The organism is Streptomyces qinglanensis (genome assembly GCF_900111245.1).
GTDB classification, from domain to species: Bacteria; Actinomycetota; Actinomycetes; order Streptomycetales; family Streptomycetaceae; genus Streptomyces; species Streptomyces qinglanensis.
In genome coordinates, this window is record NZ_FOGO01000002.1 from 98,715 (window position 1) to 114,400 (window position 15,686).

14 protein-coding genes and 1 tRNA gene are annotated in these 15,686 nt (G+C 73.2%); 10 read left to right on the top strand and 5 right to left on the bottom strand.

The genetic code is table 11. From position 1 onward, the window contains the following. The first annotated feature begins 38 nt into the window (after positions 1 to 38). From BMX65_RS04695 to BMX65_RS04725, 7 genes are all read left to right on the top strand, one after another. Positions 39 to 734, top strand: a complete 696-nt coding sequence (locus BMX65_RS04695) for a GntR family transcriptional regulator (RefSeq protein ID WP_074998882.1) — start codon at positions 39 to 41, stop codon at positions 732 to 734. A gap of 366 nt (positions 735 to 1,100) precedes the next feature. Continuing rightward, positions 1,101 to 2,030 carry a D-alanyl-D-alanine carboxypeptidase family protein gene (locus BMX65_RS04700; protein WP_074998883.1) on the top strand — a complete coding sequence of 310 codons (930 nt, stop codon included), beginning with the start codon at positions 1,101 to 1,103 and terminating at the stop codon, positions 2,028 to 2,030. 325 nt (positions 2,031 to 2,355) lie between these two features. Beyond that, positions 2,356 to 3,018 (top strand): class I SAM-dependent methyltransferase, encoded by a 663-nt coding sequence (locus BMX65_RS04705; protein WP_074998884.1) that lies wholly within the window; start codon positions 2,356 to 2,358, stop codon positions 3,016 to 3,018. A gap of 240 nt (positions 3,019 to 3,258) precedes the next feature. Next, positions 3,259 to 4,281, top strand: a complete 1,023-nt coding sequence (locus tag BMX65_RS34095; protein ID WP_079171696.1) for a response regulator — start codon at positions 3,259 to 3,261, stop codon at positions 4,279 to 4,281. Further along, entirely contained in the window at positions 4,278 to 5,528 is a 1,251-nt protein-coding gene (locus BMX65_RS04715; RefSeq protein ID WP_079171697.1) for a sensor histidine kinase, read from the top strand. Before BMX65_RS34095 ends, BMX65_RS04715 begins: the two co-directional genes overlap by 4 nt. A gap of 150 nt (positions 5,529 to 5,678) precedes the next feature. Beyond that, a complete protein-coding gene (locus BMX65_RS04720) occupies positions 5,679 to 6,662 on the top strand; it encodes a phosphatase PAP2 family protein (RefSeq protein WP_074998885.1) in 984 nt (327 codons plus the stop codon). 83 nt (positions 6,663 to 6,745) lie between these two features. After that, on the top strand, positions 6,746 to 8,470 hold the full coding sequence (locus BMX65_RS04725) for a bifunctional phosphatase PAP2/diacylglycerol kinase family protein (RefSeq protein ID WP_074998886.1): 1,725 nt from the start codon (positions 6,746 to 6,748) through the stop codon (positions 8,468 to 8,470). A 521-nt stretch (positions 8,471 to 8,991) separates the two neighbouring features. Here the strand turns inward: BMX65_RS04725 and BMX65_RS04730 are convergent. Further along, entirely contained in the window at positions 8,992 to 9,762 is a 771-nt protein-coding gene (locus BMX65_RS04730) for a CAP domain-containing protein (protein ID WP_074998887.1), read from the bottom strand. Between the two features lie 556 nt (positions 9,763 to 10,318). Here BMX65_RS04730 and BMX65_RS04735 point away from each other — a divergent pair. The 3 genes from BMX65_RS04735 (at position 10,319) to BMX65_RS04745 (ending at position 11,814) form a co-directional block, all read left to right on the top strand. Next, positions 10,319 to 10,654, top strand: a complete 336-nt coding sequence (locus tag BMX65_RS04735; protein WP_074998888.1) for an ArsR/SmtB family transcription factor — start codon at positions 10,319 to 10,321, stop codon at positions 10,652 to 10,654. Next, entirely contained in the window at positions 10,655 to 11,353 is a 699-nt protein-coding gene (locus BMX65_RS04740) for a cation efflux transmembrane domain-containing protein (RefSeq protein WP_074998889.1), read from the top strand. Between the two features lie 125 nt (positions 11,354 to 11,478). Continuing rightward, positions 11,479 to 11,814, top strand: a complete 336-nt coding sequence (locus BMX65_RS04745) for a YnfA family protein (RefSeq protein WP_074998890.1) — start codon at positions 11,479 to 11,481, stop codon at positions 11,812 to 11,814. Positions 11,815 to 11,899: 85 nt separating this feature from the next. Here BMX65_RS04745 and BMX65_RS04750 read toward each other — a convergent pair whose 3' ends face one another. The 4 genes from BMX65_RS04750 to BMX65_RS04765 form a co-directional block, all read right to left on the bottom strand. Next, a complete protein-coding gene (locus BMX65_RS04750; protein ID WP_074998891.1) occupies positions 11,900 to 12,139 on the bottom strand; it encodes a hypothetical protein in 240 nt (79 codons plus the stop codon). A 322-nt stretch (positions 12,140 to 12,461) separates the two neighbouring features. Further along, a complete protein-coding gene (locus BMX65_RS04755; protein ID WP_239502147.1) occupies positions 12,462 to 12,995 on the bottom strand; it encodes a hypothetical protein in 534 nt (177 codons plus the stop codon). Positions 12,996 to 13,376: 381 nt separating this feature from the next. Next, positions 13,377 to 13,449: transfer RNA gene (locus BMX65_RS04760), tRNA-Lys, on the bottom strand. 112 nt (positions 13,450 to 13,561) lie between these two features. Further along, positions 13,562 to 15,679 (bottom strand): DEAD/DEAH box helicase, encoded by a 2,118-nt coding sequence (locus tag BMX65_RS04765; protein ID WP_074998892.1) that lies wholly within the window; start codon positions 15,677 to 15,679, stop codon positions 13,562 to 13,564. Positions 15,680 to 15,686 lie beyond the last annotated feature (7 nt).

Consider the following 15,686-nt stretch of genomic DNA (forward strand, 5'->3'; position numbering starts at 1 on the left):
CCGTCGACGCTCCCCCACTGTCGTGTTATGCATGAGGTGTGACCTCCTCTTCTCGCCCGGCGACCACCCCCGTCCACACACCTCGACTGCGCTCGGTGAGCCTCCGGGAACAGGCACGCGAGGCGGTGCGCACTCGGATCGTGCTGGGGCAGATCGAGCCGGGCGAGGTCGAGAGCGTCATCAATGTGGCCGCGACGCTCGGCGTCTCCGTCACCCCGGTCCGCGAAGCGATCATGGACCTCGCCAACCTCGGCATGGTCGAGATCATCCGCAACCGCGGGTTCCGGGTCCCGGTGCTCACCGACCACGACCTCGACGAGATCTTCCGAATCCGCACCATGCTCGAGGTGCCGACCATGACCGAGCTGGTCCAGGTCCTCGACGGGGCGCCCGTGCCGCAGTTCCGGCTGCTCGCCGAGCAGCTCACCGACGCCGCACGCACCGGAGACCTCCCCGCCTTCCTCGACCTGGACCGGCAGTTCCATCTCGGTCTGCTCGCACTGCTGGGCAACGAGCGCCTCGTGGCGATGGTCGGCCAGTTGCGCGACCAGGCGCGGATGCAGGGCCTGCAAAAACTGGCGGACCAGGGAGAGTTGACCCAGTCCGGCGAGGAGCACATCGCCATCGTGGACGCCCTCGAAGCGGGCGACGGGGAACTGGCCGCCGACCTGATGCGCAGACACCTCACCCACAGCCGGGGCATCTGGGCCGGCCGAACCGAAGGCACCACCTGAACCACGGCGCGCCCTCCGCACGGCCCGACGCGAAGCCGGAGTGCGAAGCCGCACGTCCAAAGCCGCACGTCCGAAGCCACACGTGCGGAGCCGCACGCGCGAAGCCGCACGATGCAGAGCGGCTCGGAGACGGTTCGGCTCGAAACGGCCCGAAGCACCTGCCGTACACACCCGGTCCGTCCTCCGGGCCGTGCGGCGCTCGCGCCTCCCGTCCTCCGGCCGTGAACTTTCGTGCCGGTCCCGCCATCGAATACCGGTGTCCGACTCGATCGCCGGGGCGCACAGCACCGCAGCAGCACCGCACCAGCGCACAGCACGCGGCGGCACCGCAGCTCCCCACCGACCCGCAGATGCCGGAGCGCTTCCATGACCACCAGAATCACCGACGTACGCAAGACCGTTGCCGCAGTCGTCGCGGGCGGTTCACTGCTCGCCCTCTCCCCGCTGGTCGCCCGGGCCGTCACGTCCGACGATCCCGCACCGACCGTCACCGCGAAGGGCGCCGCACTGGTGGACGGCAGGAGCGGTGCCGCACTCTTCGACAAGGCCGCGGACACCGCACGTCCGATGGCCAGCACCGCGAAGATCATGGTCGCCTCCGTGGTCCTCGACACCGACGGCGTCGACCTCGACCGCAAAGTGACCGTCCGGAAGCAGTACCGCGACTACGTCGCCGAGCACCACGCCAGCACAGCGGATCTCCAGACCGGCGACAAGGTCACCGTCCGCCAACTCCTCTACGCCTCCCTGCTGCCGTCCGGGGCCGACGCCGCCTACGCCCTCGCCGACACCTACGGGACCGGCGACACCCGCGCGGAGCGGGTCGGCTCGTTCCTGCGGAAGATGAACGCGACGGCACGGGAACTCCACCTCCGCAAAACGGCGTTCGACACCTTCGACGGCACGCGCGGCGACACCAGCACGCCCGTCGAGCTGGCAAAACTGACCCGGCACGCCATGCACCACAGCACATTCCGCAAGGTCGTCAGGACCAAGCGGTACAAGGGCGACGCGCCCGCAGCCAACGGCCGCACCCGCACCTACACCTGGACCAACACCAACCAGCTCCTCGGCGCGTACGACGGCGCCGTCGGCATCAAGACCGGCACCACCGAGCAGGCCGGCAAGTGCCTGGTCTTCGCGGCCACCCGCGACGGCAGGACCCTCGTCGGCACCGTGCTGGACAGCGACGACCGCTACACCGACGCGGCGAAGCTGCTGGACCACGGGTTCGGGTCCGACAGCGCCGAGGACCTGAAGATCCGCGAACTCCCGACGGGCTCCCAGCACGACTGACCGCGATCCGGGCCCGGCGGCCGCGACGCGCGGCGGGCTCCGACGGACCAGGCGTCACTCTTTCGGTGCCCGGCTCCGCCGCGCGCCCTTGCCCGGGTACCGCCGGCGGTGCTCCACTACGTAGCCAGTAGCCACGCGCCATGCAGCCCGAAGGCTGTCGCAGCCCCGAAGTGCCGCAGCCCCGAAGTTCCGTCCTCCGCCAGGTCAACAGCAGCCCGGGCGGAGCCGACCGCCCCGGCCGGGGACCGGCCCTGCGCGGAGAGGCCGGCCCCCGCGGACAGCCGTCGGGGCGGCGGCAGCGCACCCGAGTCCCACAGGAGCCCCCGTGCATCCGGACACCCCACCAACACCGCCCAGCAGGCAGGACCTCCAGCATCCGCGCTTCGCGCGCCAGTACCTCAAGATCGCTGTCGCGGCGGACCGCCGGGGCGGCGCCGCACACCGGCGGCGCCTGCTGGAGGGGCTCAGCGGCCGGGTGCTGGAGGTCGGTGCGGGTCAGGGGCGCAACTTTCCGCACTGCCCGGAAGCCGTCACCGCACTCGTCGCCCTCGAACCCGAGGACTCCCTGCGGGCCGCTGCCAGGCAGTCAGCGGGTGCGGCGCCTGTGCCCGTGACGGTCGTCGCGGGGCAGGCCGGCGGGCTGCCGGTCGGCACCGGGACGGTCGACGCCGTCGTCTTCTCCCTCGTGCTGTGCAGCATCACCGACCCGGGTGCCGCGCTGGCGGAGGCCGCCCGTGTGCTGCGCCCCGGCGGACAGCTTCGCTTCTACGAGCACGTACGGTCGCGGAACCGGCTCGGCGCGCTGCTCCAGAGCGCCGTCGCGCCGCTGTGGCGCCGGGTCGGCGGCGGCTGCCACCCCGACCGGGACACCGAGGCCCTCGTCCGGTCCGCCGGGTTCACCGTGCAGCGGCTCGACCGGTTCGGCTTCTCCCCCACCCCGGTCACCCCGCCCCTCCCCCACGTCATCGGTACCGCGACCGCGCCATGAGCACCGGCACAGGCACAGGGACCGGGCGGGAGCACTGGCGCCGGGCAGGAGTCCCCGGCGGAGCAGCGGGGGACGGTCCCCGGGCAGGGCGCGTCGGGCACCCCGCCGGTCGGCGGGGTGCCCGACGCGCGATCTCCTCTCCAGGTCGCACCGGCTGACCGTGCCCCTGCCGTAGCCTCTCCGGAGGGCGGGGAGGAGCGGACCGGGAGGGAGCAGGCACAGGACGCAAGGAGCGCGACGGTGATCCGGGTCGTGGTCGTGGACGACGAGGAGCTGGTGCGTTCCGGGCTGCGGCTGGTCCTGGGGACGGCGCCGGACATCGAGGTGGTCGCCGTCTGCGGCGGTGGCGCGGCGGTCGCCACGGTGCTGGCGCACCGTCCGGACGTCCTGCTGCTGGACATCCGGATGCCGGACGTGGACGGGCTGACCGTGCTGCGCCGGCTCCACGCCGACCCGGACGCGGAGGCGCCGCGGACCGCGATGCTGACGACGTTCGACGCAGAGGAGTATCTGGGCGCCGCACTGCACGCGGGCGCCGCGGGCTTCCTCCTCAAGGACACCGCGCCCGAGCAGTTGGTGCACGCCGTACGGGTACTGGCGGACGGCGGACGGGTGCTCGCGCCGGGCGTGACGTCGACCGTGATCGGCGGCTACCTGGGTGGCAGGCACGGCACGGACGCCGAGCACCGTGCGGCCCGCCTCACCTGCCGCGAGCGGCAGGTGCTGGCGCTGGTCGGCGAGGGGCTGTCGAACAACGGCATCGCACAGCGGCTGAATCTGGCACACGGCACCGTCAAGGACCACGTCAGCGCGCTGCTGGCGAAGCTGGGCGGCCTCAACCGCGTCCAGGCCGCCGTACTCGCCGACCGGGCCGGCCTCGTGGGGTGCCTGTCAACCGAACGGCAGGAGCGGCCGCAGCGGCCAGAGCCGTCAGAGGCGTCAGCGGCGTCAGAGGCGTCAGAGACTTCAAAGGCGGCGGACCGGTCCGAGGAACCCGGTCGGCGCGGGGACCACAGCCGGCATGAGCAGCCCGAACGGCACGAGGAGCACGAGGAGCACGAACGGCACGAGGGGCACGAGGGGCACGAGGGGCACGAACGGCACGAGCAGGCAGCGCGCCCCACTGCCGGTCCCTCTCCCGACGCTTCCGGGACTCCCGGCAGTCCCAGCACTCCCCGCAGTCCCGGCGATCCCGACACCTCCAGGGATGTGAACCGCCTCGGCACGCCCGGAACCAGCGATCCCTCCGGCACCGTGCCGTGAATCCCGCCCCCAGACTCACCCCCAGGCTCACCGCCGCCCACCGGCAGGTGGCCGGGGCCGCCGCCGCGCACCGCCACGTCCTGGGGCTCGTCCTTCCGGTGGCGCTCGGCCTGCTCGACGCGTTCCTGGTCAACGGCACACACCCCAGCTCGGAGCTGGGCGTGTCGGTGGCGGCCGCTCTCGCACTGCTCCTGCGGCGCCGACTGCCGGTGGCCGTCCTGGCGGTGACGGTGCTGGGGATGTACATCGGCTACATCTGGTTCGCCCCGATGATCGCCCTCTACACGGTCACCTCCAGACGCTCCAGCAACGCACTCGCGGTGACGGGAGCCGCGGCACTGGCACTGGCGCACTACATCCCCTACCCGCCCGGCGGCTTCGTCCCGGCCGCGGACCGCCAGGGCCTGCTCGACATGCTGGACTCCTGCGTCCAGGGCGCGGCACCGGCCGTGTTCGGACGCTGGACGCGTACGCGGTGGCAACTGGGCGAGCGCGTCCAGGAGCTCACCGCGAGCCGGCACCGGGAGGCGGAGCTGCTGGCCGAGCGGACGGTGGCCACCGAGCGGGAGCAACTGGCCCGGGAGATGCACGATGTGGTCGCCCACCAGGTGAGCCTGATCAGTGTGCAGGCCGGGGCCCTGCAGATGACGTGCTGTCAGGACAGTTCCCGGGACCTGGCGCGGACCGTGCGCGAACTCGCCGTCCGGACGCTGACGGAGTTGCGGCACATGGTCGGCACCCTGCGTGCGGGCCGCAGCGCCGGAAGCGGGCACGCCGCGCCACCGCGGTTGGCCGACCTGCCCGCGCTGACCGAGGAGAGCGGACTGGAGGTGACGCTGGACCTGCCCGGCGGACCGGACGGCGGACCGGACGGCAGCCAGGACGGCAGCCAGGACGGCGGCCCGGACGGCGGCTCCGTACCGCGGGCGGTCTTCCCGGAAGCGGTGGAACGCGCCGCCTACCGCACGGTCCAGGAGGCGCTGACGAACGTCCGCAAGCACGCGCCCGGCGCCCAGGTGCGGGTCACGGTGCGGGTGTGCGACTCCGGTACGGCGGACGCGCGGCTGACCGTGGCGGTGCGGAACAGCCCGCCGACCGCCCTGCCCCGCCCTCAGGCGTACCCGGAGGGCGGTCACGGACTGCTGGGCCTGCGCGAACGCGCCCTGCTGCTCGGCGGCGCCTGCCATGCGGGGCCGACTGCGGACGGCGGCTTCCTGCTGACGGCGGCGTTCGCCCTCGGCGTCTGAGCCGGTGCAGCCGGTAGGCCGGTGCAGCCGGTAGGCCGGTGCCCGGCCGGTGCCGCCACCCGGCCAGCGGCTCCCCGCTCGCACCCGCCGTCGACTGCGGCTCTACTGAGGGTGACGACATCGCGCGCCAGCCGCAGGAGGAGCCCACCGATGAGCGGGCAGTTTTCCCTGGAGTCGACGGGAACCCCGGAGCCGTCCCGGCACGTGGACCCGGCCCGAGCCCCGGAACCGACCCGAGCCCCGGAACCGCCCGGAGCCCTGGACCCGACCGGAGTCCTCGCCCCGACCGGGCCCCCGGAACCGTCCGAAGTCCTGGAACCGCCCGAAGTCCCGGAACCGCCCGACGCCGTCTCTCCCGGCGGTCCGCCTGCCCACGAGCCCCTCGCCCCCAAGGGACTCCTCAAGCGGCTGGCGCCCGTCCAGGTGCCGCTCCCCGCGGGGAGCGCGACGCGGCGCGGCGGGAGCCGCGAGCCTTCCCGGCGGCAGCCGGTGCGCTTCCTGCCATGGAGCGCGGCGCTGCTGGCCAGCTTGCTGCTGTTCGCCGCCACCTCCTTCCTGGTGCTCCGCGCCGACGCGGGCTTCCTCGACCGGCCGGTGCTGAACGCGCTGGTGCAGCACCGGTACGCCGCGGCCCTGCACGGACCGATGACCTACCTCACCCACGCCGCGGAGGGGCCGCTGGTCATCACCGCGGTACTGCTGGCGCTGTGGCTGTCGTGGCGGGACGCGTCCTGGCGGCCGCTGGTCCTGGTCGGTGGGGCCGCCGCGCTGGCGGTCGCGGCGGCGACCGCAGCCAAACATGCCGCGTACCGCGCTCGGCCGCCCGCGGAGCTGTGGGAGGTCCAGGAGAGCGGCTTCGGCTTCCCGTCCCGGCACACGGTGATCGCCACCGCCGTGCTGCTCGCCCTGGCCTGGGTGCTCGCCGAACGGCTCGGCGGTCGCGCGGCACGGGCCGCCCTGTGGACCGGCGCTGCCGTGCTGAGTCTGCTGGCCGGGATCTGCCGGGTCGGTCTCGGGGTGCACTGGCCCACCGACGTACTGGCCGGACTGGCCCTGGGTACGGCGGTCCCGCTGCTGGTCGTCGGAGCGTACGCACTGTGTGAGACGCGCCGCTTCCCTCCCCCCTCACACTGAGATCCGGTGTGTCCCGTGCGGCACTGGGCAGAAGAAGTTCCGCCCGTGACGTATGACGGACATGACGGAAGCGAGGGGCGCAGATGGAGACGCACCGCCACCACGGCCCGCGTTCGCGCCTGAGCCGGGGCCCGGGCGGCAGCCGGGGCCGGGCCCGGGACCGTGGCTGGGCAGTCGGCGCAGGCAGGGGCGCAGGCGTGGGTACGGCGGGGACGGGCCGGGGCACCGAGGGGGTACGTGCCGCCCTCAGCAGGACCTTCAGCGCCTGGGACCGCTCCCTCTTCCGCAGCGTCGCCCAGCGCCACTGGCCGCGCGGCGAACGCGTACTGCCGCGGCTGAGCCGCACCGCCGACCACAGCAAGCTGTGGCTGGGCACCGCGGCCGCCATCGCCCTCTCCGGGGTGGGCGGACCCGGCGCCCGGCGGGGTGCGCTGCGCGGGCTGGCCTCGGTCGCGGTGACCTCCGCGGTGGTCAACACCGTCGGCAAGGGCGCCTTCGGCCGCTCCCGCCCGCTGCTGGACGAGGTACCGGTGATACGGCGGCTCAAGCGGCTGCCGACCAGCACGTCCTTCCCCTCCGGCCACGCGGCCTCGGCGGCCGCGTTCGCCACCGCGGTGACGCTGGAGTCGCGCGGCTGGGGAGCGGCGGTGCTGCCGGTCGCCGCATCGGTCGCGTTCTCCCGCGTCTACACCGGCGTCCACTACCCCAGCGACGTGCTGGCCGGTGCGGCCATCGGCACCGCGGCCGCCTTCGGGGTACGTGCCGTACTGGACGCGCGGCGCCAGGTACCGCCCGCACAGCCCCTGGTGGAGGCTCCGGCGCTGCCCGACGGGCGCGGTCTGTCGGTCGTGGTCAACCCCGGTTCGGGGTCGGCGGCTTCCGCACGCGAGATCGGCGAGGCCCTGCCGGAGGCCCGCGTGGTGCACTGGGATCCGGACGCCGGAGAACTGCCGGACCTGCTCGCCGAGGAGGCGCGGCGCGCGGCCGAGGAGGGCGGCGCGCTGGGCGTGTTCGGCGGCGACGGCACGGTCAGCGCCGCAGCACGCGCCGCGCTGGCACACCAGGTGCCGCTCGCGGTACTGCCCGGCGGCACCCTCAACCACCTCGCCCTCGACCTCGGCATCGGCAACTGCGCCGACCTGGCCGACGCGGTCGGCTCCGGCCATGCCATCGCCGTCGACCTGGCCCGGTTCGCCCCGCCGCACCGGTTCGCGCAGACCGCGGTGCGGCACGATCCCGAGGCCCCGGGCGCGGAGAGCGCCGAGCCGCCCGAGCCCGGCTACTTCGTGAACACCTTCAGCCTGGGCGCGTACGGCGACCTGGTCGAGGTACGGGACCGCTGGCGGCACCGCGTCGGGCCGTGGGCGGCCGGGCTGGCCGCGGCGGTGCATGTGCTGCGCCACTCCCGGCCGTTCGAGGTGCGGGTGAACGGGCGCCCACAGTCGCTGTGGCTGCTGTTCGTCGGCAACTGTTCGTACCACACCGTCGGCGGCGGGCCCGGTGGAGCGCGGCGCTTCAACCTCGCCGACGGCATGCTGGACATCCACCTCGTCCGGGCCGGCCGCTGGGCCCGCACCCGGCTGGTGGCCTCGGCGCTCGCCGGAGTCCTGCACCGCTCGCCGGTCCACGCCGCCGCGCGCGGACGCCGACTGCACCTGGCCGGGATACCGGACGGCACGCTGTGCTCGTACGACGGTGAGACGGCCCCCTCGGCCCCGAGCCTGCTCATCGACAAGCCCGCCACCTCGTTGGTGGTCTACCGTCCCCTCCCGGCGTGGCTGAGCGGCTCGTCCCTGCCGGACGGCTGAGAGCGCCGCCCGGAACGCGCCTGGCGCACTGCGGAGCCGACGCCCCTCGGGCCGGGCCGGAGCGGACCGAAGCGAACCGGCCCGGCAGCGGCACAGCGGCACAGCGGCACAGCGGCACAGCGGCACAGCGGCATCAGCATCAGTTCAGCCGACAGGTCGCTGCTCCCCTCCCGACGAACGCGGAGGGACCCCAGGCCGGAGAAGTCCGGCCTGGGGTCCACAGGGAGGCCGTGCGGGACGCGAACCCATCGCCGAGGCAACGGAGTTGCCCCCGCCCTCGTGCCGGGTCCTGCCGGACGCCTCCGCTTCCGACGACGATCGCGGGCACCACGCCGCCCAGGGGGCCGCGAAGGCGACGATCAGAGTGTGGGTGAGACCTGGCCGACGATGGTGACCGCGGCCCTGCTCCCGAAGGTGCCGCATCCCTTGCGGCCACGCCGGTGCTGCGGTTGGCTCGGCCGCCGGTGGGGCACGAGCGCGGGGCCGGGGCCGTCGGCCGACGTCGGCGCCCGCGCGAGGGATCAGCGGGCGGTGCCGAAGTCCTGGGTCCAGTAGTGACCCGGCTGGGCGTGACCGACGCCGATTTCCTCGAAGTCACAGTTCAGAATGTTGGCCCGGTGGCCGGAGCTGTTCATCCAGCCCTCCATGACGCTCTCGGGCGAGGAGTAGCCGTAGGCCACGTTCTCCCCGTAGGTGCTCCAGGAGTATCCGGCGCGCTCGACGCGGTCGCCGGGGGACGAGCCGTCGGACCCGGTGTGGGACATGTTCTTGTGCGCCGCCATGTCCTCGCTGTGGGCCTGGGCGGCCTTCGTCAGCTTGGCGTTCACCGTCAGCCGCTTGCAGCCGGCCTTGGCACGCTCCTTGTTCACCAGCGCGACGATCTGGTCCTGCAGACCGGAGGAACCGGAGTCCGCGGGCGAGCTGGTGGGCTCGGGGGCGGTGGAGGAGGGAGCCGTGGGCTTGGTGGGAGCCTTCGTGGGCTCGGCCGGGGCGCTGCGGGTGGGGGCGGCCGTGGCGTGACGGGACCGCTTGGCGCGGTCGCCGCGGTGCTCGGAACGGTCGCTGCGGTGCTTGAAGGTGCCGCCCAGGTGCTTCGAGTCGTCGCCGTCCCGGTCCGCATCGGCCTGACCGCGGTGCTGCGCGGTCGACTCACCATGGGCCACGGGCTGCTTGTCGTCCGGCCCGCCCAGACAGGCCATGGCGACCGAAGGCACACCCAGGGCCGTGACGGCCACGGCTCCGATGATTATCTTCCGATGGTGCATCCGTTTGCTGTTGCGGTGCTTGCTCATGCCTGACCTCATTCGTGATCGCGCGGCACGCCCTCTCCCCCTTGGTCCGGCGAGGCGCACGCCATGGCGTGCACGAGCCACCGGGGGCGTCTTGCAGGGCGACATTCTTAGACCCGCCGAAGTCGGGGAGCAACAAGCGTTCGGTCCCGGCGGGCTTCGTCGCGGCGGTCCCCGGCTTGCGGTGCGCGGCAATGCGTGCTGGTGCGGCTTCACATGTCCTCGACAGGGCTGTCACACCGTCAGAACACCTGGTTACGGGCACCGGGGCGGCCCGGCTCCCGCAACCACCCCGCCGGAGCGCACATGTCCAGTAGACCGTCGAAAACTCTCCTATGTCGGTCAGGAGGTATCGCCCCGCCCATACCTTTTGATCCACGCAACGCTGTGATGGACGTCACGCCGCAAAGAGGTGTGAGACGGCTCGGCGATCCGCGAACGGCGCCTCGCCTCCGCCGAGTTCGCCAGCACCCAGCGCTGCACCGGAGCAGGAGGCTTCCGCGGCGAGCGCCTTGATTCACGATTCCCTGAATTCAGCGTCTTGTGTACTATCCGGAAGGTGCTGACACTCGCCGCCGACATCGCCGTGCTGGCGCGGTTCGGCCGCGCCCTGGCCGACCCCATCCGCTGCCGCATCCTGCTCGCCCTGCGCGAGGCCCCGGCCTACCCCTCCGAACTCGCCGACGCCCTCGGGATCTCCCGCACCCGACTGTCGAACCACCTGGCCTGCCTGCGGGACTGCGGCCTGGTCGACACCGTCGCGGACGGCCGCCGCACGCGCTACGAACTGGCCGACGCACGTCTCGGACACGCCCTGGACGACCTGCGCACCGCCGTGCTCGCCGTCCACACCGACCGCACCTGCCCGGACACCGCCCAGAAGGGCTGCTGCTGAATGACCGCGACGTCCCTCGGCCCCGGCCCGGACCGCCGCGAAGCCCTCACCCGCCGCATCCGCCTCCTGGTCGGCGCGACCCTCGCCTACAACGCCGTCGAGGCCGCCGTGGCGCTCACCGCCGGGAGCCTGGCCTCGTCCACGGCGCTGATCGGCTTCGGGCTCGACTCCGTCATCGAGGTGTCCTCCGCGGCGGCCGTCGCCTGGCAGTTCTCCGCCCGCGACCACGCAGACCGGGAGGCCCGCGAGCGGCGCGCCCTGCGCGTCATCGCGGTCTCCTTCTACGCCCTGGCGCTCTACGTCACCGTCGACTCGCTACGTGCCCTGACCGGCAGCGGCGAAGCCCGCCACTCGATCCCGGGCATCGTCCTCGCCGCCCTGTCCCTGGCGGTCATGCCGTTCCTGTCCGCAGCGCAACGCAGAGCCGGGCGCGAACTCGGCTCGGCCACCGCCGTCGCCGACTCCCAGCAGACCCTGCTGTGCACCTACCTCTCCGCCGTCGTCCTGCTGGGCCTGCTCGCCAACTGGCTGCTCGGCTGGACCTGGGCCGACCCGGTCGCCGCGCTGACCGTCGCCGCCCTCGCCGTCAAGGAGGGCCGCGACGCCTGGCAGGGCAAGGGCTGCTGCGCACCCGACGCCGCCGGAAGGCACCCGGCACCCGACGCCTGCGGCTGCGGGCCGGGATGCGCCTGCTGCTGAGCCACGCCCCGGCCCTCCCGGCGCCCGCACGGCCACGGGACGGCGCACCGTGCCGGGCCCGGCCCGGCCGCCTCCCGTCCGGCGAGCAGCCCGGAACGTCCCTCCGGACCAGTAAGGTGCCTGCCGTGCTCGTCGCCCGCTCCCTCGCCCTGTTCGCCGTCGCCGCCTTGTTCGAGATCGGAGGGGCCTGGCTGGTGTGGCAGGGCCTGCGTGAGCACAAGGGCTGGCTCTGGGTCGGCGCGGGAGTCATCGCCCTCGGCCTGTACGGCGTCGTCGCCACCTTCCAGAACGACGACAACTTCGGCCGCGTCCTCGCCGCATACGGCGGAATCTTCGTCGCCGGATCCCTCGCCTGGGGCATGACCGCCGACGGCTACCGCCCCGATCGCTTCGACATCATCGGCGCCCTGATCTGCCTCGCCGGGATGGCCGTCATCATGTACGCCCCCCGCGGCCACTGACCCCTCACGGGAGCGCCGCCGAATCTCTGCCGCTGGCCCGGCAACTCTGCGCATCCCACCCGCCGTCCGCTCCCGTGGCACCCGGTCAGGGATCGGCGAACGAGCCAGGGCCAGGAAGGTCACTCGTCCCGTTGGTGCCGCGGCTGGTCTTCTCCGTCAGCTTCTCGCCCCCGGGCAGCAGTCGCTCCAGCGGCCTGCTCTTGACGGGCGTGCCGCAGAGCTTCTCGGGCACGGCATAGGACTCGCCATCACCGCAGGCCACGAGCCCCGTGCCGAGAACAGCGACGACCAGAGCGTGCGGAACCGCCCGCGCACACCGGCGCATCAGTCGCCCACCCGCGCCTGCGGTCGAGCTTTCCATGGTCGGCGGCCGAGCAGAACTCTTCCCCGCAGTCGTATTCTCCCTCCCACCCCTCACTTTTCTGCTCCGGCTTGTTCGCCCAGTCGCTGCTGACCGCATCCCGCCCCTGCGCGGAAGCCGAGATGCGTTGTCGTCGAGGCATCGGATTTCTGTGCTCTCCAGCGTGGCGCTGTCGCTGATACGGTCCTGCTCGTCCTCGGGCATCGCTTTGGTGACCGAGAAGGGACCGTGGTCAACGTGGCTCCGGCTCCGGCTTCGGCTCCGGCCGTGAACCAGGCCCGCCTCGTCACTCGGCACGTGACGATCGACTCAGGGGCCGCCAAGCCGAGGGCCAGGCCACATCCCGGTTGACCGGACCGGTCACCCCCAGACTGGCCCGTGCGCACTCGAGGTACCGCCGCTGTGCGTCTCTGAACTCCAAGTACGCATGGTCCCAGGGCTGCTCGACTTCCGTGGGCACGCCCCGCGCCAGGTGCTCCAGCCGCCACAGGCAGTGGTTCAGCGTTTTGGACGCGGTGTTCGTGTCAGTGTCGCCCAACAATTCGCACGTCTCTCCCAGCGCCGAACGGCGGGCCTCAGCCACGCCGAGCTCGGTGAGCACCTCGGCGGTGAGCTCCAGCGGCGCGGGACCGGTCACCAGCCCGCGGCCCGCAGCGATGCTCTGATAGCGGCCCGCAAGCTCTTTGACCACGTGGATGTACTCGGCATAGGCGTCCAGGCGCCGCCCGTCCCAGCGCACGGACTGCTCACGCCGCCACCGTGCCCGGTCGTTCAAACTGCTCACCAGGAAGGACCCGACAGCGCCCAGCGCAACACCCACCAGCGGAAGTATCTGTCCCGACAGACTCACAGGGCCCCCCATCACATAGTCAACCGGCTCCCCCAATTGTCCCGACCGGAGCCAGCGAAGTCGGTGACGGCCGCCACCCGCAGCCACCGGTGACTCCTCGGACACGCCCCAGATCGCTCCGGCCGGGTCGGGTTCATCCGTTCGCCATCGCGCACCCGCCCGATGCCGGACACGGAGCCGCCGAGGCCAACGCCTCGACGGCTCCTCCACGTCGCGCCTCAACGCCCCTGCGAGGAACAGAAGTCGGCGCCTCGCTCACTCGGGCCGGCAGCGGCTGCCGGCAAACGATCTGTACGCCCTCACATACGCGAAAGACCCCAGGTCAGAAGTCTCTGACCTGGGGTCCGGCGGTAGGCCGTGTGGGACTCGAACCCACAACCAATGGATTAAAAGTCCACTGCTCTGCCAATTGAGCTAACGGCCCGCACCGAGCAGCATAGCCCGGAGGCCCGGCGGGCTTCGAAGGCATTCCGGGTTGAACGCCTTCGAAGCCGTGCTCGGGCACGCGTTCGGGAGGGCCGGGCCCTCACCGGGGGTCAGCCGTTGCGCTTCCAGCGGGGCTTGTCCGCGCGGCGGTCCGGGGTGCGGGCGCCGTTGCGGCCGGGGGCGTGGGAGCCACCGGAGCGGTAGTCACCGGAGCGGCCGTGCGGGCGGCGCTCGTCGCGGCGCTCGCGGCCGTGCGGGCGGTCACCGCTGCGGAAGCCGTCCCGGCGGAAACCTCCGCGGTCACCGCCCTCACGGCGGTCGTCACGGCGGACGTCGTCGCGACGGAAGCCGCCACCGCCGGAGCCGCCGCGGCCGCCGTCACCACGGCCGCCGTCCCGGCGGTCCCGGTCCCGGTCGCGGCCGTAGGGGCGCTCGTCCCGGTCGCGGTCCCGGCGGAAGCCACCGCGGTCACCGCCCCGGTCACCGCCCCGGTCGTTCGCACGGCGGTCGCCGCGGTCCCGGTCCCGCCGGTCGTACGAGGAGCGTCCGCCGCGGTCCCGGTCCTGGCGCTCGCGGTCGGCCCGCTCGCGGCGCTCGGCCTCCGCCTTCGCCTCGCGGCGTGCCTCCGCGCGGGCCTCCTCAGCGGCCTGCTCCGCCTCCGCCTCGGCGGCGGCAGCCACGGCGGCCTCCGGGTCGTCGCCGCGCTCCCGCGCCGCACGGGCGGTCAGCAGGGTGGCCTCCTCGCGGAGTTCCGCTGCGCGCTGCTGGAGCTTCTCGAGCTGACGGTTGAGCTTCTTGGCCTCGCGCTCGGCCTGGCGGGCCGAGTTGGCGGCGGACTCGGCCTGGACCTCGGTCAGCGACCGGGCGCCGGTGATGCGGGCCACGTCGTCGTCGAAGACGTCGCCGCGGCCGATGATGTGCCGCGAAGCGTCCACGCCCGCGTCCTCCATCAGCCGGAAGATCTGCCGCCGCTGGTGCGGCAGGGCCAGCGAGACGACCGTCCCGGACTCGCCCGCGCGTGCCGTACGGCCCGAGCGGTGCAGGTAGTCCTTGTGGTCGCCGGCCGGGTCGACGTTGAGCACCAGGTCGATGCCGTCGACGTGGATACCGCGGGCCGCGACGTCCGTGGCGACCAGGACGTTGACCCTGCCGTCCTTGAAGTCCGCCAGCGTGCGGGTGCGCGCGCCCTGCGTCATGCCGCCGTGCAGCGCGTCGGCGGGCACCCCGGCCTCGCGGAGCTGCTCGGCGACGCGGTCCGCACCGAGCTGGGTGCGGACGAAGATGATGGTGCGGCCCTTGCGGGCGGCGATGGCGGTGGTGACCGGCGCCTTGTCGCGCGGCTTCACGACCATCACGTGGTGGGTCATGGTCGTCACCGCGCCCTGCGCCGCGTCCACCTCGTGCGAGACGGGGTCGACGAGGTAGCGGCGGACCAGGGAGTCGATCTCCTTCTCCATGGTGGCGGAGAAGAGCATCCGCTGGCCGCCCTCGGGCACGAGGTCCAGGATCTCGGTGACCTCGGGCAGGAAGCCCAGGTCGGACATCTGGTCGGCCTCGTCGAGGATGGCCGTCTCGACGTCGTCCAGCGAGCAGGAGCCGCGGTTGATCAGGTCGCGCAGCCGGCCCGGGGTGGCGACGAGGATGTCGACACCGCGTTCGAGCGCGGAGATCTGATTGGCCATCGAGGTGCCGCCGCAGACGACCTTCAGCTTGAGGCCGAGCGTGTCCCCGTACGGCTGCAGCGCGTCGGAGACCTGCATCGCCAACTCGCGGGTGGGCGTGAGGATGACGCCGCGCGGACGCTTGCGCTGGGTGCGGCCCCCGTGCAGCCGGGCGAGCAGCGGCAGGCCGAAGGAGAGCGTCTTGCCGGAGCCGGTGCGGCCGCGGCCGAGCACGTCCTTGCCGGCCAGCGCGTCCGGGATGGTGGCGGCCTGGATGGGGAACGGCGCGGTCACACCGTTCTGGGCGAGCTTGCGGACGACGGCCTCGGGGAGCCCCAGGTCGCCGAACGTGATCTGCGGCTCGGCGGCCTGGTCGGCCTGATCGGTCTGGTCGGTCTGATCGGTCTGATCGGTCTGATCGGTCTGGTCGGCCTGGGCAGCCGATTCCGGCGCTTCGTCGGCCGATTCGGGGGTCTCGGGGGCCGCTGCGGCGACCGCCTCAGCGGTCGGCTCGGTCGGCTCGGGGAAGTCCTCGGGCCGTACGGCGGCAGGGGTGGTGACAGACATGCGAGTT